At 48.1% G+C, this 16,797-nt stretch carries 10 protein-coding genes, 2 tRNA genes and 2 rRNA genes; 2 read left to right on the top strand and 12 right to left on the bottom strand.

The features are described 5' to 3' along the window. Positions 1-82: 82 nt before the first annotated feature. The 5 genes from JYB87_RS07770 to gmhB form a co-directional block, all read right to left on the bottom strand. A 23S ribosomal RNA gene (locus JYB87_RS07770) occupies positions 83-2,972 on the bottom strand. A gap of 267 nt (positions 2,973-3,239) precedes the next feature. After that, a tRNA-Ala gene (locus tag JYB87_RS07765) sits at positions 3,240-3,315 on the bottom strand. A gap of 14 nt (positions 3,316-3,329) precedes the next feature. After that, positions 3,330-3,406, bottom strand: a tRNA-Ile gene (locus tag JYB87_RS07760). A gap of 81 nt (positions 3,407-3,487) precedes the next feature. Then, positions 3,488-5,030, bottom strand: a 16S ribosomal RNA gene (locus JYB87_RS07755). Together the 16S and 23S rRNA genes with 2 tRNA genes alongside form the textbook arrangement of a ribosomal RNA operon. Positions 5,031-5,321: 291 nt before the next feature. After that, the gene (gene gmhB / locus JYB87_RS07750) at positions 5,322-5,903 is read right to left on the bottom strand and encodes a D-glycero-beta-D-manno-heptose 1,7-bisphosphate 7-phosphatase (RefSeq protein ID WP_207356295.1); all 582 of its coding nucleotides are present in this window, start codon (positions 5,901-5,903) and stop codon (positions 5,322-5,324) included. Positions 5,904-6,192: 289 nt separating this feature from the next. Between gmhB and JYB87_RS07745 the strand changes: the two genes are divergently transcribed. Continuing rightward, entirely contained in the window at positions 6,193-7,269 is a 1,077-nt protein-coding gene (locus tag JYB87_RS07745) for a ketoacyl-ACP synthase III (RefSeq protein WP_207356294.1), read from the top strand. A gap of 63 nt (positions 7,270-7,332) precedes the next feature. Here the strand turns inward: JYB87_RS07745 and JYB87_RS07740 are convergent, their stop codons facing one another. Further along, positions 7,333-8,016, bottom strand: coding sequence for an exonuclease domain-containing protein (locus tag JYB87_RS07740; protein ID WP_207356293.1), 684 nt, complete (start codon positions 8,014-8,016; stop codon positions 7,333-7,335). Next, a complete protein-coding gene (locus JYB87_RS07735) occupies positions 8,016-9,863 on the bottom strand; it encodes a DUF294 nucleotidyltransferase-like domain-containing protein (protein WP_207356292.1) in 1,848 nt (615 codons plus the stop codon). The genes JYB87_RS07740 and JYB87_RS07735 overlap by 1 nt, the downstream gene beginning before the upstream one ends. 307 nt (positions 9,864-10,170) lie before the next feature. On the opposite strand from JYB87_RS07735, the gene shiA reads away from it, so the two are divergent. Further along, positions 10,171-11,571 (top strand): shikimate transporter, encoded by a 1,401-nt coding sequence (gene shiA / locus JYB87_RS07730; RefSeq protein ID WP_207356291.1) that lies wholly within the window; start codon positions 10,171-10,173, stop codon positions 11,569-11,571. 134 nt (positions 11,572-11,705) lie between these two features. Here shiA and JYB87_RS07725 read toward each other — a convergent pair whose 3' ends face one another. The 5 genes from JYB87_RS07725 to JYB87_RS07705 form a co-directional block, all read right to left on the bottom strand. Beyond that, positions 11,706-13,439: a sodium:solute symporter family protein gene (locus tag JYB87_RS07725; protein ID WP_207356290.1), complete on the bottom strand. Its 1,734-nt coding sequence runs from the start codon at positions 13,437-13,439 to the stop codon at positions 11,706-11,708. Positions 13,440-13,450: 11 nt separating this feature from the next. Then, positions 13,451-13,717, bottom strand: coding sequence for a DUF4212 domain-containing protein (locus JYB87_RS07720; protein WP_207356289.1), 267 nt, complete (start codon positions 13,715-13,717; stop codon positions 13,451-13,453). 260 nt (positions 13,718-13,977) lie between these two features. Further along, entirely contained in the window at positions 13,978-14,592 is a 615-nt protein-coding gene (locus tag JYB87_RS07715) for a thiol:disulfide interchange protein DsbA/DsbL (protein WP_207356288.1), read from the bottom strand. A 32-nt stretch (positions 14,593-14,624) separates the two neighbouring features. Further along, positions 14,625-15,449: an NAD-dependent epimerase/dehydratase family protein gene (locus tag JYB87_RS07710; protein ID WP_207356287.1), complete on the bottom strand. Its 825-nt coding sequence runs from the start codon at positions 15,447-15,449 to the stop codon at positions 14,625-14,627. A 34-nt stretch (positions 15,450-15,483) separates the two neighbouring features. Further along, positions 15,484-16,695 carry an HD-GYP domain-containing protein gene (locus JYB87_RS07705; protein WP_207356286.1) on the bottom strand — a complete coding sequence of 404 codons (1,212 nt, stop codon included), beginning with the start codon at positions 16,693-16,695 and terminating at the stop codon, positions 15,484-15,486. Positions 16,696-16,797: the final 102 nt, after the last annotated feature.

Genomic DNA, 16,797 nt, shown 5'->3' with positions numbered 1-16,797 from the left:
TGCTTCTTTTAGTAGTTCGTTCTCATACTTCAAATCAAGTATTTCTCTATTCATCAAGGTTACCAAAACCCATCGGGGTTGTATGGTTAAGCCGCACGAGTCATTAGTACAGGTTAGCTAAACGCCTCACAACGCTTACACACCCTGCCTATCTACGTCCTGGTCTTGAACGGCTCTTTAGTAGACTTAAAGTCTAAGGGATGACTCATCTTGAGGCTCGCTTCCCGCTTAGATGCTTTCAGCGGTTATCGATTCCGAACGTAGCTACCGGGCAATGCCATTGGCATGACAACCCGAACACCAGCGGTTCGTCCACTCCGGTCCTCTCGTACTAGGAGCAGCCCCTCTCAATCATCCAACGCCCACGGCAGATAGGGACCGAACTGTCTCACGACGTTCTGAACCCAGCTCGCGTACCACTTTAAATGGCGAACAGCCATACCCTTGGGACCGACTTCAGCCCCAGGATGTGATGAGCCGACATCGAGGTGCCAAACACCGCCGTCGATATGAACTCTTGGGCGGTATCAGCCTGTTATCCCCGGAGTACCTTTTATCCGTTGAGCGATGGCCCTTCCATTCAGAACCACCGGATCACTATGACCTACTTTCGTACCTGCTCGACGTGTCTGTCTCGCAGTTAAGCTGGCTTGTGCCATTACACTAACCGTACGATGTCCGACCGTACTTAGCCAACCTTCGTGCTCCTCCGTTACTCTTTAGGAGGAGACCGCCCCAGTCAAACTACCCACCAGGCACTGTCCCTAACCCCGATTAGGGGCCAAGGTTAGAACACCAACACTGCAAGGGTGGTATTTCAAGGTCGACTCCATCAGGACTAGCGTCCTAACTTCATAGTCTCCCACCTATCCTACACATGCAGGGTCAATGTTCAGTGCCAAGCTATAGTAAAGGTTCACGGGGTCTTTCCGTCTAGCCGCGGGTATACGGCATCTTCACCGCAATTTCAACTTCACTGAGTCTCGGCTGGAGACAGCCTGGCCATCATTACGCCATTCGTGCAGGTCGGAACTTACCCGACAAGGAATTTCGCTACCTTAGGACCGTTATAGTTACGGCCGCCGTTTACCGGGGCTTCGATCATGAGCTTCTCCGAAGATAACCCAATCAATTAACCTTCCGGCACCGGGCAGGCGTCACACCGTATACTTCCTCTTGCGAGTTCGCACAGTGCTGTGTTTTTGATAAACAGTTGCAGCCAGCTGGTATCTGCGACTCCCGTCAGCTTAGAGAGCAAGTCTCATCACCAACAGGAGCGTACCTTCTCCCGAAGTTACGGTACCATTTTGCCTAGTTCCTTCAGCCGAGTTCTCTCAAGCGCCTTGGTATTCTCTACCCGACCACCTGTGTCGGTTTGGGGTACGATTCCTACTAACCTGAAGCTTAGAAGATTTTCCTGGAAGCTTGGCATCAACCACTTCATCACCTTAGTGACTCGTCATCAGCTCTCAGTGTAAATGTGCCCGGATTTGCCTAAGCACAACACCTACTACCTTAAACGCGGACTACCAACGCCGCGCTGGCCTAGCCTTCTCCGTCTCTCCATCGCAGTTAGCAGAAGTACGGGAATATTAACCCGTTTCCCATCGACTACGCCTTTCAGCCTCGCCTTAGGGGTCGACTCACCCTGCCCCGATTAACGTTGGACAGGAACCCTTGGTCTTTCGGCGTGGAGGTTTTTCACCCCCATTATCGTTACTCATGTCAACATTCGCACTTCTGATACCTCCAGTGTGGGTTACCCCTTCACCTTCAACGGCTTACAGAACGCTCCTCTACCGCACATACAAAGTATGTACCCGTAGCTTCGGTGTATTGCTTAGCCCCGTTACATCTTCCGCGCAGGCCGACTCGACTAGTGAGCTATTACGCTTTCTTTAAATGATGGCTGCTTCTAAGCCAACATCCTAGCTGTCTAAGCCTTCCCACATCGTTTCCCACTTAGCAATAACTTTGGGACCTTAGCTGACGGTCTGGGTTGTTTCCCTTTTGACGACGGACGTTAGCACCCGCCGTCTGTCTCCCGAGTAGTACTCATTGGTATTCGGAGTTTGCAAAGGGTTGGTAAGTCGGGATGACCCCCTAGCCTTAACAGTGCTCTACCCCCAATGGTATTCGCTCGAGGCGCTACCTAAATAGCTTTCGAGGAGAACCAGATATCTCCCGGTTTGATTGGCCTTTCACCCCCAGCCACAGGTCATCACCGTCTTTTTCAACAGACGTGTGTTCGGTCCTCCAGTTGATGTTACTCAACCTTCAACCTGCCCATGGCTAGATCACCGGGTTTCGGGTCTACACCTAGCAACTAAACGCGCAGTTAACACTCGGTTTCCCTACGGCTCCGCTATTCGCTTAACCTTGCTACTAAATGTAAGTCGTTGACCCATTATACAAAAGGTACGCAGTCACGGTCTCAAGAACCGCTTCCACTGCTTGTACGTATACGGTTTCAGGTTCTATTTCACTCCCCTCACAGGGGTTCTTTTCGCCTTTCCCTCACGGTACTGGTTCGCTATCGGTCAGTCAGGAGTATTTAGCCTTGGAGGATGGTCCCCCCATCTTCAGACAACATGTCACGTGTGCCGCCTTACTCGTTTTCACTTAAGGTTAGTTTTCGTGTACGGGACTGTCACCCTGTACCGTTGCGCTTTCCAACGCATTCCACTAACACCCCAAAAGCTTAAGGGCTGGTCCCCGTTCGCTCGCCGCTACTAGGGGAATCTCGGTTGATTTCTTTTCCTCGGGGTACTTAGATGTTTCAGTTCTCCCGGTTTGCCTCATTAAGCTATGTATTCACTTAATGATACTTACTTATGTAAGTGGGTTGCCCCATTCGGAAATCTCAGACTCAAGCGGCTTTTACTGCCTCATCTGAGCTTATCGCAAGTTAATACGTCCTTCATCGCCTCTGACTGCCAAGGCATCCACCGTATACGCTTAGTCGCTTAACCATACAACCCGGATGAGTTTCCTCGACCGAATCGTATGCACGACCCATATGGTTTGTTTTCGCCTTGATTGTGTCCTTTCGAACACATGAATATCCAAAACACTTGATTGAAGTATTTTGAGAACTCAATTTCGATTAAATATCGCTATTTAATCTCTACTATCAGCTTTCCAAATTGTTAAAGAGCAGGCTTAAAAAAGCCAAAGATAAATTCGAAACTTATCTTTGGCATTTCCGTTACCACGGAGCAAGTGTTCATCTTGAAAGATGGTGGAGCTATGCGGGATCGAACCGCAGACCTCCTGCGTGCAAGGCAGGCGCTCTCCCAGCTGAGCTATAGCCCCATTTTCAAGATTATTGGTGGGTCTGAGTGGACTCGAACCACCGACCTCTCGCTTATCAGGCGAACGCTCTAACCACCTGAGCTACAGACCCCTTACAGATTTCTCTGTTTTCTTGCTCTACATTTCATCAAGCAATCTGTGTGAACACTCATCAAATCGTATATCGCTTAGGTAAGGAGGTGATCCAGCCCCAGGTTCCCCTAGGGCTACCTTGTTACGACTTCACCCCAGTCATGAATCACACCGTGGTAAACGCCCCCCCGAAGGTTAAGCTATCTACTTCTGGTGCAACCCACTCCCATGGTGTGACGGGCGGTGTGTACAAGGCCCGGGAACGTATTCACCGCAACATTCTGATTTGCGATTACTAGCGATTCCGACTTCACGGAGTCGAGTTGCAGACTCCGATCCGGACTACGACCAGCTTTAAGAGATTGGCTCCACCTCGCGGCTTCGCATCCCTCTGTACTGACCATTGTAGCACGTGTGTAGCCCTACTCGTAAGGGCCATGATGACTTGACGTCGTCCCCACCTTCCTCCGGTTTATCACCGGCAGTCTCCCTAAAGTTCCCGGCATTACCCGCTGGCAAGTAAGGATAAGGGTTGCGCTCGTTGCGGGACTTAACCCAACATTTCACAACACGAGCTGACGACAGCCATGCAGCACCTGTCTCACAGTTCCCGAAGGCACTGAGGTATCTCTACCAGATTCTGTGGATGTCAAGAGTAGGTAAGGTTCTTCGCGTTGCATCGAATTAAACCACATGCTCCACCGCTTGTGCGGGCCCCCGTCAATTCATTTGAGTTTTAACCTTGCGGCCGTACTCCCCAGGCGGTCTACTTAATGCGTTAGCTTGAGAGCCCAGTGTTCAAGACACCAAACTCCGAGTAGACATCGTTTACAGCGTGGACTACCAGGGTATCTAATCCTGTTTGCTCCCCACGCTTTCGTGCATGAGCGTCAGTCTTTGTCCAGGGGGCCGCCTTCGCCACCGGTATTCCTCCAGATCTCTACGCATTTCACCGCTACACCTGGAATTCTACCCCCCTCTACAAGACTCTAGCTTGCCAGTTCGAAATGCAATTCCCAGGTTGAGCCCGGGGCTTTCACATCTCGCTTAACAAACCGCCTGCGCACGCTTTACGCCCAGTAATTCCGATTAACGCTCGCACCCTCCGTATTACCGCGGCTGCTGGCACGGAGTTAGCCGGTGCTTCTTCTGCGAGTAACGTCACAGCTAGCAGGTATTAACTACTAACCTTTCCTCCTCGCTGAAAGTGCTTTACAACCCGAAGGCCTTCTTCACACACGCGGCATGGCTGCATCAGGGTTTCCCCCATTGTGCAATATTCCCCACTGCTGCCTCCCGTAGGAGTCTGGACCGTGTCTCAGTTCCAGTGTGGCTGATCATCCTCTCAAACCAGCTAGAGATCGTCGCCTTGGTGAGCCTTTACCTCACCAACTAGCTAATCCCATCTGGGCCTATCCATTCGCGGAAGGTCCGAAGAGCCCCTCCTTTCCCCCGTAGGGCGTATGCGGTATTAGCAGTCGTTTCCAACTGTTATCCCCCTCGAATGGGCAAGTTCCCAGACATTACTCACCCGTCCGCCGCTCGCCGGCAGAGTAGCAAGCTACTCCCCGCTGCCGCTCGACTTGCATGTGTTAGGCCTGCCGCCAGCGTTCAATCTGAGCCATGATCAAACTCTTCAATTGAAAGTTTTGACTCTAATGAATTCTGTTCGTATGAACACTCTTCATAAAGTCGATAAATCGTTGTCGATATATCAACCTGAGAGTGCCCACACAGATTGCTTGATAACTTGTTAAAGAGCATTCCAACAGATACCTGTTAGAGGCTGAAGCGCTTATCGCGAATCAGTGGAAGCGAATTATAGGGGCTGAATTATTTTGTGCAACCCTAAATATTCAATAAATCCCAATTTTAGGCGTGACCGCTCAGTTTTTAATCCAGGCCACGCTAATTTGTATAAATTTGCTACGTTTTCAGCGCTTTTGCTGTAAATACGCTGGCACATCGGCGATGGAATTGAGTACCACAGATGCGAGTTGCTCGGCTTCTGAGGTCGTTTCTTTACCGCTACGAACTAAAATCCGCGTAGGAATGTCGGCCGCAATTGCCGCCCGCATGTCGTCAGCTTTGTCGCCAATCATTACGCTTTGGCTCATGTCGATTTTGAGAAAACGTTGCGCGCTGATTAGCATACCGGGTTTGGGTTTGCGACAATCACAATCCTGCTTATATTCGCCTACGCCGTTCTCTGGATGATGCGGACAATAATAGATACCGTCGAGATCGACACCTTTGTCGGCAAAGTTCCAATCCATCCACTCGGTCAATTGCTGGAATTCATCTTCTGAATAGAGTCCACGCGCAATACCAGATTGATTGGTTACTACGACTAATAGATAACCTTGTTGCTTGAGTGCCAGACATGCTTCGAATACGCCTTCTACGTATTCAAAGTCATCAATGGTATGGACATAACCTGAATCGACGTTAATTACTCCGTCCCGATCCAAAAATACTGCTTTTTTCACGCTGTATCTCCCGAACTTCTGTTGCATGGCATTATAGGTAGTTGCGCCAAAAAAGCAGCTATAGATACACCCAAAATGTGAGTTTATCTAAATGTTAGCCATTACCTCACTATTAAGGCGTTCTTGATAAAGGTTCGGCCTTTATTTATCGCAAATCACGGGGTAACCTAAGCCCATTGAACAGAACCTCATCACACCTTCATATCCTGTTTGTTCATTGCGAACGTTGGCTCAGCGATATCCATGTGCGGTATGTTCGTCCCACATTATGTAATTAGTCGCTACGTCTAGCGCCAATATTGAGAGTATTTTTTATATGCAGTACGCCACGATAACTGGTTGGGGTAAGTGTGTCCCTCCCGCGATCTTGACCAACGATGACTTAGCCACGTTTATGGACACCTCTGATGAATGGATTAAACCTCGCACAGGGATCAGTCAACGTCACATCAGTCATGTCGATACTTCTGAGTTAGCCTCTGTCGCGGCCAAACGAGCACTCGCTGCGGCAGGACTGAACGGTAGTGACATCGATATGATTATTCTTGCTACCGCTACACCAGACACCTTAATCCCCAATATCGCTTCAACAGTTCAGGCTAACATCGGCGCAAATTGTGCAGCATTTGATATCAACGCTGCCTGTAGTGGCTTCTTGTATGCGTTGAGTTTAGCAACCGGTCAAATCCGTAGTGGCGCATTAAAAAGAGTCTTAGTCATTGGCGCAGAGCGTTTAAGTTTCTTTATCGATTGGTCACGACGCGACACAGCAGTGCTTTTCGGTGATGGCGCTGGCGCAGTTGTGTTAGAAGCGACCGACAAGCAAGAGGGCGTATTAAGTTACGAGCTCAATAACGACCCAGAAGGCCGCGAAATTTTAAAGGCGAGTTTCGGCACAGGAATGGATCGTTACTCAGCGGATTCATTGGATTTCTTTATCCAATTTGATGGCCGTGAAATTTTCAAACGTGCTATCAACGGCATGGCCACTTTGAGTGCCAAGGTACTAGATAACTGTCAGTTAGATAAAGACCAAGTGGATTTAGTTATTCCACATCAAGCCAATGAACGTATCATCGATACATTAGTGCATAAGATGAAGATCGATCCTGCCAAAGCATTTGTGAACATTGCCAACTATGGCAATACTTCTGCAGCCACTATCCCTATTGCAATTTGCGACGCTTTGGACCAATGCATGATTAAGCCAGGTCAAAACATTTTGTCTTGTGCATTTGGTGCTGGGCTGACTTGTGCTGCAATGTTAATTAAGTGGGGCGACCGCGTAACCCCTATCGAGCAAAGTGATGCTGAATTGCCCGCTTCTGATAAGACGGGGCTTGAATTGATTAAACGCGCTGTTGATTATTTCTGTCGCGAAAAAGCTCAATAAGCTCCCCCAATGCTCTATATAGATAAGAGCGCTATTTAGCGCTCTTTTTTCTTCAAACTCTGTTCAAAACCAAAACAAATAATCATCCAGCGGTTGCTTAGACCAGGCATTAAATGCGGTTTGCGCTAAAAATAATTCACCGCAAGCAGCAGCATCAATCAGCGCGTTATGCGCGACGTAAATCGGCAATTTATAACGCTTTCGACAAGCGGCTAAGCGTAAACTGCCGTGTTCAATAACATGTCGATCGCGCATCACTCGACGTTGCTCAATTTGCAATGTATCAATGATGGGCAAATGGAGCGGCCGGTTAAATACCTGCTCCGTCAGCTTCGAAAGAAACGTAATATCCAGCATTCCATGATGAAACACCATCAATTTGCCGTAAGTTTGTTGTAACAACCAATGCAGCATCTCTTGTTGTGACATCACATCCTGCTGCAGTTGCCGATCCACAATGCCATGGATCGTTGCACTCTGCCCCACACTGCCATTGATAGCCACTAACCGGTGCTCAGCGCCAGCCATCTGTAATCGCTGCTGTTCAATAGGCACGATACCAACAGAGATAATTTGGTCAATTTGAGCGTTCAAGCCCGTCATTTCGAGGTCAATCGCAACGAGTGGTATGCCCGCAAGCGAGTCCTTTTTAAGCACTTGGCTTAGCTCTGCATAGTAGTCCGCCAACCCGTCTTGCGCTCGCCACAACTGATAGCTTAACCCGATACGATGTCGCCAGCTTGCCATTAAAAACTCCGCATAAATTTCAGTCGAATCGCTGCTTGGCTGTCATGTACAACTTTAAAGGCGTCCACCAATTGATGTCGCATCAATGACGATAAATCTTGAGGCTTTAAATAATTAGACAAAGACTGACGATGCTCAAACTGCTGCCCTTGGTTCGCAAGCCGCATATGACCAATGAATTCCAACGCATCGGCGAGGTTTAACCCATCTTTACGGTTAAGCACACCTGCATCAATTGCCCGCTTAATTCGCTTCGCCGTGTTGACCTCTTTGATGCCAGCTGACAGCGCATAAACGCGAGCAATGTCGTTAATTAGCGCACTGCCACGATGCTTCAGATCGATACCTTTTACTTCGGTCCCATCGCGTTCCAGCACAAATTTACGGAAGAATCCTAACGGTGGTGATTCTAAAGTCGCGTTTCCAGTGAGTGCTGCCAAAAAGATGTCGTTGTCTTTAGTACCTTGCAACACACTATCTTGTAGCGCATCAAACAGATTTACAGGGCCAAATACCGGACGCATATCGAAAAAGATACTGGCATGCATTAAGGCTTTGGGCTCCGGATTTTCGACCCACTGGGCGAATTTCTGTTTCCAGCGTGTCAGTGACATCATCCATGTGGGATTCTGAGCCATGATATCGCCAGGGCAGAATACGTAACCGCAATCATTGAGCCCGCTGCAAACGCCCTGCGCTAACGCTTGAAAGTAGCTTTTTGCCTCAGCATCTAGCTCCTCTGCGAGTAACAGGCCATTGTCTTGATCCGAGCACGCGGCCTGATCTTGCCTTCCTTGCGAACCAAACGCTAACCAACAAAACGCCATCGGCGCATCACCCAGCAGCGCCTGATTTAATACAATCAACCTGCGGGTAAGCGCATCGGTCACACTGGTAAGAATGCGTCCAATCTCTTCTGAACGGGCATCGGCACTGATCAAGCTTTGCAGTAACTCAGGGATCTGTTTACTTACGGCGATCAAACTGGGTAAATCCTGCTGCCGTTCAATTTCACGGATCAGTAAAATCGGCTGAGAAGATTGACTCTTAATGATATCGGTCGAGGTGACCATGCCAATGGCGATGCCAGCGTCCATGACCGGTAGATGGTGAATATTGTGCTCACTCATCAACAGCATAGCTTCGAAGACTAACGATTTTGCCTCAATGGTGACGGGCGACGGCGTCATGGCTTGATGCACCGCAACTTCGCCCGTGAGCCCTTCAGCCAGCACACGATTACGTAAATCTCTGTCAGTTAAAATGCCACACAACTTGCCATTATCAAGCACCAGCGCAGATGAAACGTGACGATGACGCATGGCGCGTGCAGCTTCAATAACCGTTTCATTGTGGTCGACACTCAGTAGCGCACTATTAATCAGGCTTGATATACGATTGGTGGTGACAGTTTCTCGGTTACGATAACGACGTTCATGACGCAAACGTTTGGCATAAGCGCGATTGAAAAAACGATCGAAGCTACGGCACTGTAACCGCAGCAGATCGAATTCGGCTGGCGCGACATGGTAAACCAAGCCATCTTCCAAAATGTGCACTGTGTTGCTGACCGCCTCGCCAGAGAGCAGCGATGGAAAACCGAAATAATCGCCCTCACCTAGCCTATCAACCAATTCATCATCCGCATCTCTGACTTCAAAGGCACCGCTACGGACGATATACAACATTGGATTATCAGTGCTAAGCGGGACAATTTTGGACGCTTTGCTGTAATATCCGATGCTGATATTGCGACAGCAAAGTTCTAATGACTCCGCGGATAGCTCATTAAACGGCGCAATTTCCGCCAAGAAGTTGCGAATGGGCAGCAGTTCTGTTTCATCCATAAGCGCGGGGATTATTGAGGTTGATAGTTCAATAATGGCTGCTGGTTAAGCATGCAGCCATCTGTCTTTGGTCTAATGATCTTCAATCGCGCAATCTGGATGAATAATATTCAGATTAATCCGCAAAAGTGTATCGTTACCTCAATTTACTCATTTTCTTACAGAAGATTATTCAATTAAATGTTTTCTAATCATCAACGGCGCGCTAGGCTACAACACGAGTCTGCTCGCTTTCCTCGTCACACGTGAGCCGCGAAAAGTCTTAGCTAGCCCCCCCAAAAAAACGTCATTGTGGTAGTTAATCTAGATGGATACAGATATTCAAATCTCCCAAGCACGGGAGAATTCTTCAGCTATTGTTCGCGCAAGAAAAGCAGCTTTCGGCAGTTTTGCCGGAGCAGTCGTCGATTGGTATGACTTTCTGCTGTATGGCATCACCGCCGCATTAGTCTTTAATCAGCAATTTTTCCCGCAGATAAGCCCCGCGATGGGGACATTAGCGGCATTTGCCACTTTTGGTGTTGGCTTTTTATTTCGCCCATTAGGCGGCGTTATCTTCGGCCACTTCGGTGACCGTCTCGGCCGCAAACGGATGCTAATGCTCACCGTATGGTTAATGGGACTATCCACCGCACTCATCGGCTTACTTCCGTCATTCGACAGCATTGGATGGTGGGCGCCAGGATTATTAGTCACACTTAGAGCAATTCAGGGCTTTGCGGTCGGCGGAGAATGGGGCGGCGCTGCGCTACTGGCCGTGGAAAACGCCCCGAAATGTAAAAAGGCGTTCTATAGCAGTGGCGTGCAAGTTGGTTACGGAGTGGGACTGCTGTTATCCACCGGGCTCGTCTCGCTCATCAGCCATTTCACTACTGAGCAGCAATTTCTGGCGTGGGGCTGGCGCATACCCTTTTTATTCAGCGTGTTGTTGGTGCTCGCCGCGTGGTCAGTTCGCAAAGGCATGGATGAGTCTGTCGAATTTGAACAACAGCAAGCAAAACATCAGACCGAACCAGACTTTCACGATACAGCCCAACAATCACTACCTGTAATTGAAGCACTGCGGCGCCATCCGGCAGCATTTTTGCAGATCATCGGCTTGCGCCTATGTGAACTGCTGACCATGTACATAGTCACCACGTTTGCGCTAAATTATTCCACCCACAATTTAGGGCTATCGCGCGAGCTATTCCTCAACATCGGCTTATGCGTTGGGGCATTGAGTTGCATCACCATTCCTTGTTTTGCGCTGCTTGCTGATAAATATGGTCGTAAACGGATATATATTACCGGCGCATTGATTGGTGCCGTCAGCGCTATACCTTTTTTTATCTCACTAGAAGCGCGCTCTGTCGCTGGCATTATTATCTGTTCACTGCTACTGGCAAATCTGGCGCACGATATGGTGGTGTGTGTGCAGCAACCGGTATTTACCGAACTGTTTGGTACCCGATATCGCTATAGCGGTGCTGGCGTCGGTTATCAAGTGGCAAGTGTCGTTGGCGGTGGTTTTACACCGTTTATCGCCACAGCACTGGTGACCTTTGCCGATGGCAGTTGGCATGCAGTGGCCATTTATTTGATGGTGGGCTGTTTATTATCAGCGTTGGTGGCGATCACCATGAAACGCAAAGCGGCATTTGCCAATCATCACTACCAAGCTAATGATGGTGTTGAGTTAGCAAGGGCTTCACCAGAGAAAGCCTAGTGCGTCCAAAAGCATCAAGCTATGTTTGCCCGTGCGCTTAGTCTGGTTGATTGGAATTGCCGATCCATTTCTGCAGCAAACAAGAAAGGCGCTTAAAGCGCCTTTCTTCATTTTGACAATCTACATCGAGGTGATTAGTGACCTGACGCCTCGCCCGCACCTTTCGGGAAGCGAATCGATTCGACCATCGCTTTCACATCATCAGGTACATCTGCAGTCATCTTGCTGACTACAACAGCCACGACAAAGTTCACAATCATACCTACCATACCGATACCCTCTGGTGAGATACCGAACAGCCAGTTGGCAGGAACGTTTGCCGCTGGGTTGATGAACTTGAAGTAAACAATGTATGCCGCAGTGAAACCTAAGCCCAACACCATACCGGCAACTGCACCTTCTTTATTCATACGCTTAGAGAAGATACCCATAACAATTGCAGGGAACAGTGAGGACGCAGCTAAGCCGAAGGCGAATGCTACCACCGCAGCCACGAATCCAGGCGGGTTGATACCAAAGTAGCCTGCAATTACGATACCGATTGCCGCCGCAGCACGGGCATACATCAATTCCTTCTTATCCGTCAGATCCGGCATGAAATTCTTTTTCAGTAAGTCGTGCGATACCGATGTAGAAATTACCAACAACAGACCTGCAGACGTTGACAATGCTGCCGCCAAGCCCCCTGCCGCAACCAACGCGATGACCCACGCTGGTAAGTCAGCAATTTCAGGCGTTGCTAATACGATAATGTCATTATCGATTTTCATCTCATTGGTAGAGTTGTCATCGATCTTGCCTTTACCGTAGAACATCAAACCATCGCCATTCTTGTCGTTCCACTTGATAAGACCAGTACGTTCCCAGTTTTTAATCCAATCAGGTGCGGTAGCGTGAGCAACACCTTTACCATCAGCACCGTTGATCGTTTCAATCATATTTACACGAGAGAATACGGATACGGCTGGTACTGTGGTGTACAGGATTGCAATGAACACCAATGCCCAACCCGCACTGGTACGCGCATCTTTAACACGTGGTACAGTGAAGAAACGTACGATTACGTGTGGCAAACCTGCGGTACCCACCATCAGCGCTGCAGTGATCGCAAATACGTCGATGGTACTCTTGTTGCCTTGGGTATACTCACTAAACCCTAGCTGAGTGGAAAGTCCATCTAACTTCTCAAGCAGATAAACCCCAGTATCGTTGCCAGCGGCATCGACTACGGTTGAACCGAAGCCAATCTGAGGAATAACGTGACCAGTCATCATCACAGAGATGAAGATTGCTGGCACCATGAAGGCGAAAATCAATACGCAATATTGGGCAACCTGAGTGTAGGTAATCCCTTTCATGCCGCCTAATACCGCATAAAAGAACACCACACACATACCGATATACACACCAGTATCTACGTCAACTTCCAAGAAGCGAGAGAATACTACACCCACCCCACGCATCTGACCTGCAATGTAGGTGAAGCAGATGAAGATAGCGCAAACAACCGCTACCACACGTGCAGTTTGCGAGTAGTAACGCTCACCGATGAAGTCAGGCACAGTGAACTTACCGAACTTACGTAGGTATGGCGCCATACACAATGCCAAGAGTACGTAACCGCCAGTCCAGCCCATCAAGTACACACTACCGTCGTAGCCGACGAAAGAGATAATACCAGCCATTGAGATGAACGATGCAGCAGACATCCAGTCAGCAGCAGTTGCCATACCGTTCATCACAGGTGGAACACCACCGCCTGCAACATAGAAATCTTTGGTTGATCCGGCACGCGTCCAAATCGCGATACCGATGTAGAGCGCGAACGACAGCCCCACGATCAAAAAGGTTAATGCTTGAACGCTCATTTTCAGCTCCCTTAGTCTTCGTGTACGTTATATTTTTTATCTAAGGCGTTCGCTTTGTACGCATAGACGAAAATCAGCGCGACGAACACATATATGGAACCTTGCTGTGCAAACCAAAAACCCAATTTAAAGCCCATAAAATGAATTTCGTTTAACATGTCAGCAAGTAAAATCCCACAGCCATAGGACACGGCGAACCAGACTGCCAAAAGTCCCAGCACTAGACGTAAGTTTTCACGCCAGTAACTCAGTGCCTTCTCGTTGCTATCAAAGCCCATCTTGACTTCCCCTTTTGTGCAAATAAGTCACACTTAATCTAGCAATCGCGAGGTAGCTCACAATCGCGACCTTAGTCTAACCATTTGTTTACGTAAACGTAACATTGTAAAAATACCGATATTATTTAATCAGTTAACGTTTAAGTAAGGGTTTATTGATATAGATCAATGCAGGCTTGCGTTAGACCAATGTCGATAAGATGCAGGGCTAAAAAATGAAAAAAGCCGGTTTAAAACCGGCTTAATAGAAAGACAAAATATTATTGCTGGGCAAGGAATTGGATCAGATTTGCCAACGCTTGTGGATCTTTTGAATGGTTAAGCAACAGGTATTTACCATTGACCAACAAAGACGGCACACCGCGAATACCCGCCAATTGTGTCTGCGCATCGTAGTTAGCCAATGCAAGTTTGATATCTGCAGAATCCACGAGTTTTGTTAACTCGTCTGCGGCAACACCTTGTGCAGTGAAGAAGTCGATTAAGTCTTGTGAACGTTGAAATGGTTTGTGCTGCTCATGAATGCGCTGAAAAATTTCATTATGGACTTGGCCAACGATGTTAAATTTATTGGCAACATAATATGCCTTTTGACTCATCACCCATTCAGTTCGCCCTACGCCAACAGGCGTACGTTCAAAACGCACCTTATCTTTAAGCAACTTAGCAGTTTCACTAAACGTGGCGTCTTGGTGGTAACAATGAGGACAGTTATAAGAGAAAAACTCTCGAACCACAGCACCTGGATTTTCAGGAATACCCGCTACAACTTGGTAATCCTTGCCTTCTTGATAGTCTGCGGCGTCAACAGGCGCCAAGACACTAGCAAATACAATTGCTGCCAATACCACTTTATACAGCCGATAAAACAACATGTGATACCTCTTTAATCCTTGTTGTGTGCAGCTTACGCTAACAAGGACTTAGCGTCACGGTATCGGTAATCAAAGTCAAGTTCTTCACAAATAAGATTGCCCAGCACCACTTTGCCCTCGCCCTTTGCTGTAGGTAAAAATTGCGGTGCGGGAAGACCTAATGAGTGGGCTGCCTCAGTATAAAATTGGTCTTTTCGAGGATGGGCGGGCGATACAATATTGTATACATGGTGTTTTGTTTTACTGTGTAAGATAGCCGTCACCGCTGCGATACAATCTTCCAGATGCACAAGGTTAACGAGATGGCTACCATTCGCTAAGCCAGTTCGACCGGCCATAAATCGTCCGGGATTGCGTCCAGCGCCCACTAAACCGCCAAAACGCACCGTCACTACTCTTCGCTCTGCTGTGGTTAACGATTGCATCAGAATTTCTGCCTGTTGCAATATTGCCGCGCTACTACCTGCCGCTGCGTCAATCCTGTCTTGTTCAGTTAGTTGTCCCTCAACGTCGGGATAAGCCCCTGTGCTGCTCACATACACCAGCAGTTTTACCTGACTTTCGCGGATCGGCTGTACAAGTGCTTGTAACTTGTCGAGATAGTCGGTTTCACCGCGTCTTAGCCCGGGGGGAATATTAACGACCAAAGCATCAACATCCACTAACAGCTGTTGCAGGCTAGAGGCAGTCCCCGCCTCGCCTAAGCAAAGTCGTTCGCCCTTAATACCTTGTTGATTAAGCGCATCAACTCCCGCCTGAGTGGTTTTAGTTCCGAGTACCTCAAGGCCACTGCTAAGCAGCGATTTTGCCAATGGCAGACCAAACCAACCGCATCCAACGACTGCTATTCGTTTCATTTAACCTTTCCAAATGTGATTTGTGAGACTCGAATCAACACAGATAAAAACTGATGCCATCGTTTGATTTAAGGGTTTTAGTGGCGCCAGCTGATAGCTCATTAGGCTTTACCGCAGCTTCAACGGTCACATCCTCATCAATCAAAAACCGGAATGCCGCCTCAGAGCCATCTTTTTTACAAGACCAAACTTGAGGTTTCGCAACGTTCTCGGTAGTGAGCATCACTTTCCCAATAAAACCATCGCTTAATTGTACTAGCGTGCCTGGAGGATAAATCCCTAACACTTTAACTAAGACTTGAATTAACGACTGTTGGTGCATACCAACCCGATTTTTAAACATGTACCCCAAAGCAATTTGCGGCGAAATGATATCTTCGCGCCATAGCTGTGTATCGAAATCATTTGCTAACGCAACTAATTGAGTACCAATTGGAATTGCATCGCCTTTTAACCCATCAGGGAAGCCGGAGCCATCATAGAACTCGTGGTGGTGCAAAACGATATGCAATACTTCCTCGGAAAACAGGCCGGTACGCTTCAACAGGTCGTAACCAAAATTGGGGTGCATGGCTAAAAAATTCTTTTCGTGAGCGGTTAGCCCCGAGCGCTTTCGGCGAATAGACTCAGGCACTTTCATTTTGCCTAAGTCATGCAAAATGGCGCCTGTGGCGATAGTACGAATTTGTGGTTTCGTTAGCTCAAGTTGTTTGGCCATCACCAATGCCAGCGTTGCGACCGAGATACCGTGTTGGGTAATACTGACCGCAGTTTCACCAGAAGAGACTAACGCCAGACGTGAGTGTTCTGTTTCAAATAAATGCTCCAGCATCATTTCAACCAACACCGCAGTTTCGCGAACAGCGCCTTCTGGATCGCTGACAACTTTACTCATCATCACACGGCTTTGGTTCATGCCATCAATAAAGCGCTTTTGACTCCTTCTTAATGCCACGCGAGCAGTTTTACTCTGGTCAATGGCCACTGGCAGTTGTTCGACTTCTACTTCGGCAGCGATGGTTACGGGCTTTTCTATTTCAAATGCATCTGGCGGTAATGTTTCCAAGCCAGATAGCACTTGTACATAAGGCACGCCGAGTTGCCTGATCATCTCGATTTGCTCAGAGGACTTGATCTCGATTTTATTAAACAGAAATGGATGTTCCGTCCAAGACAGTGGCAGCTTTACCGTAATGCCCACCTGTAACTTGGATACAGGCAACTGATTTTGTGTATCTTTGGCCACTGATGCTCCTAAACACCTGCCCATTGTGGCGATAAAAGGAATTATGACAATTAGTGAAACTATAGCTTATTGATATGAAAGCGAAAGTCTAAACCATTCAAT

Source organism: Shewanella avicenniae (assembly GCF_017354945.1).
GTDB lineage: Bacteria > Pseudomonadota > Gammaproteobacteria > Enterobacterales > Shewanellaceae > Shewanella > Shewanella avicenniae.
This window is presented reverse-complemented; position numbering and strand designations above follow the sequence as displayed.

Coding starts and splice junctions, on each gene's coding strand:
- gmhB (WP_207356295.1), bottom strand. CDS start 5,903: ATGCAACAGAAGTTCGGGAGATACAGCGTGAAAAAAGCAGTATTTTTG.
- JYB87_RS07745 (WP_207356294.1), top strand. CDS start 6,193: ATGCAGTACGCCACGATAACTGGTTGGGGTAAGTGTGTCCCTCCCGCG.
- JYB87_RS07740 (WP_207356293.1), bottom strand. CDS start 8,016: ATGGCAAGCTGGCGACATCGTATCGGGTTAAGCTATCAGTTGTGGCGA.
- JYB87_RS07735 (WP_207356292.1), bottom strand. CDS start 9,863: ATGGATGAAACAGAACTGCTGCCCATTCGCAACTTCTTGGCGGAAATT.
- shiA (WP_207356291.1), top strand. CDS start 10,171: ATGGATACAGATATTCAAATCTCCCAAGCACGGGAGAATTCTTCAGCT.
- JYB87_RS07725 (WP_207356290.1), bottom strand. CDS start 13,439: ATGAGCGTTCAAGCATTAACCTTTTTGATCGTGGGGCTGTCGTTCGCG.
- JYB87_RS07720 (WP_207356289.1), bottom strand. CDS start 13,717: ATGGGCTTTGATAGCAACGAGAAGGCACTGAGTTACTGGCGTGAAAAC.
- JYB87_RS07715 (WP_207356288.1), bottom strand. CDS start 14,592: ATGTTGTTTTATCGGCTGTATAAAGTGGTATTGGCAGCAATTGTATTT.
- JYB87_RS07710 (WP_207356287.1), bottom strand. CDS start 15,449: ATGAAACGAATAGCAGTCGTTGGATGCGGTTGGTTTGGTCTGCCATTG.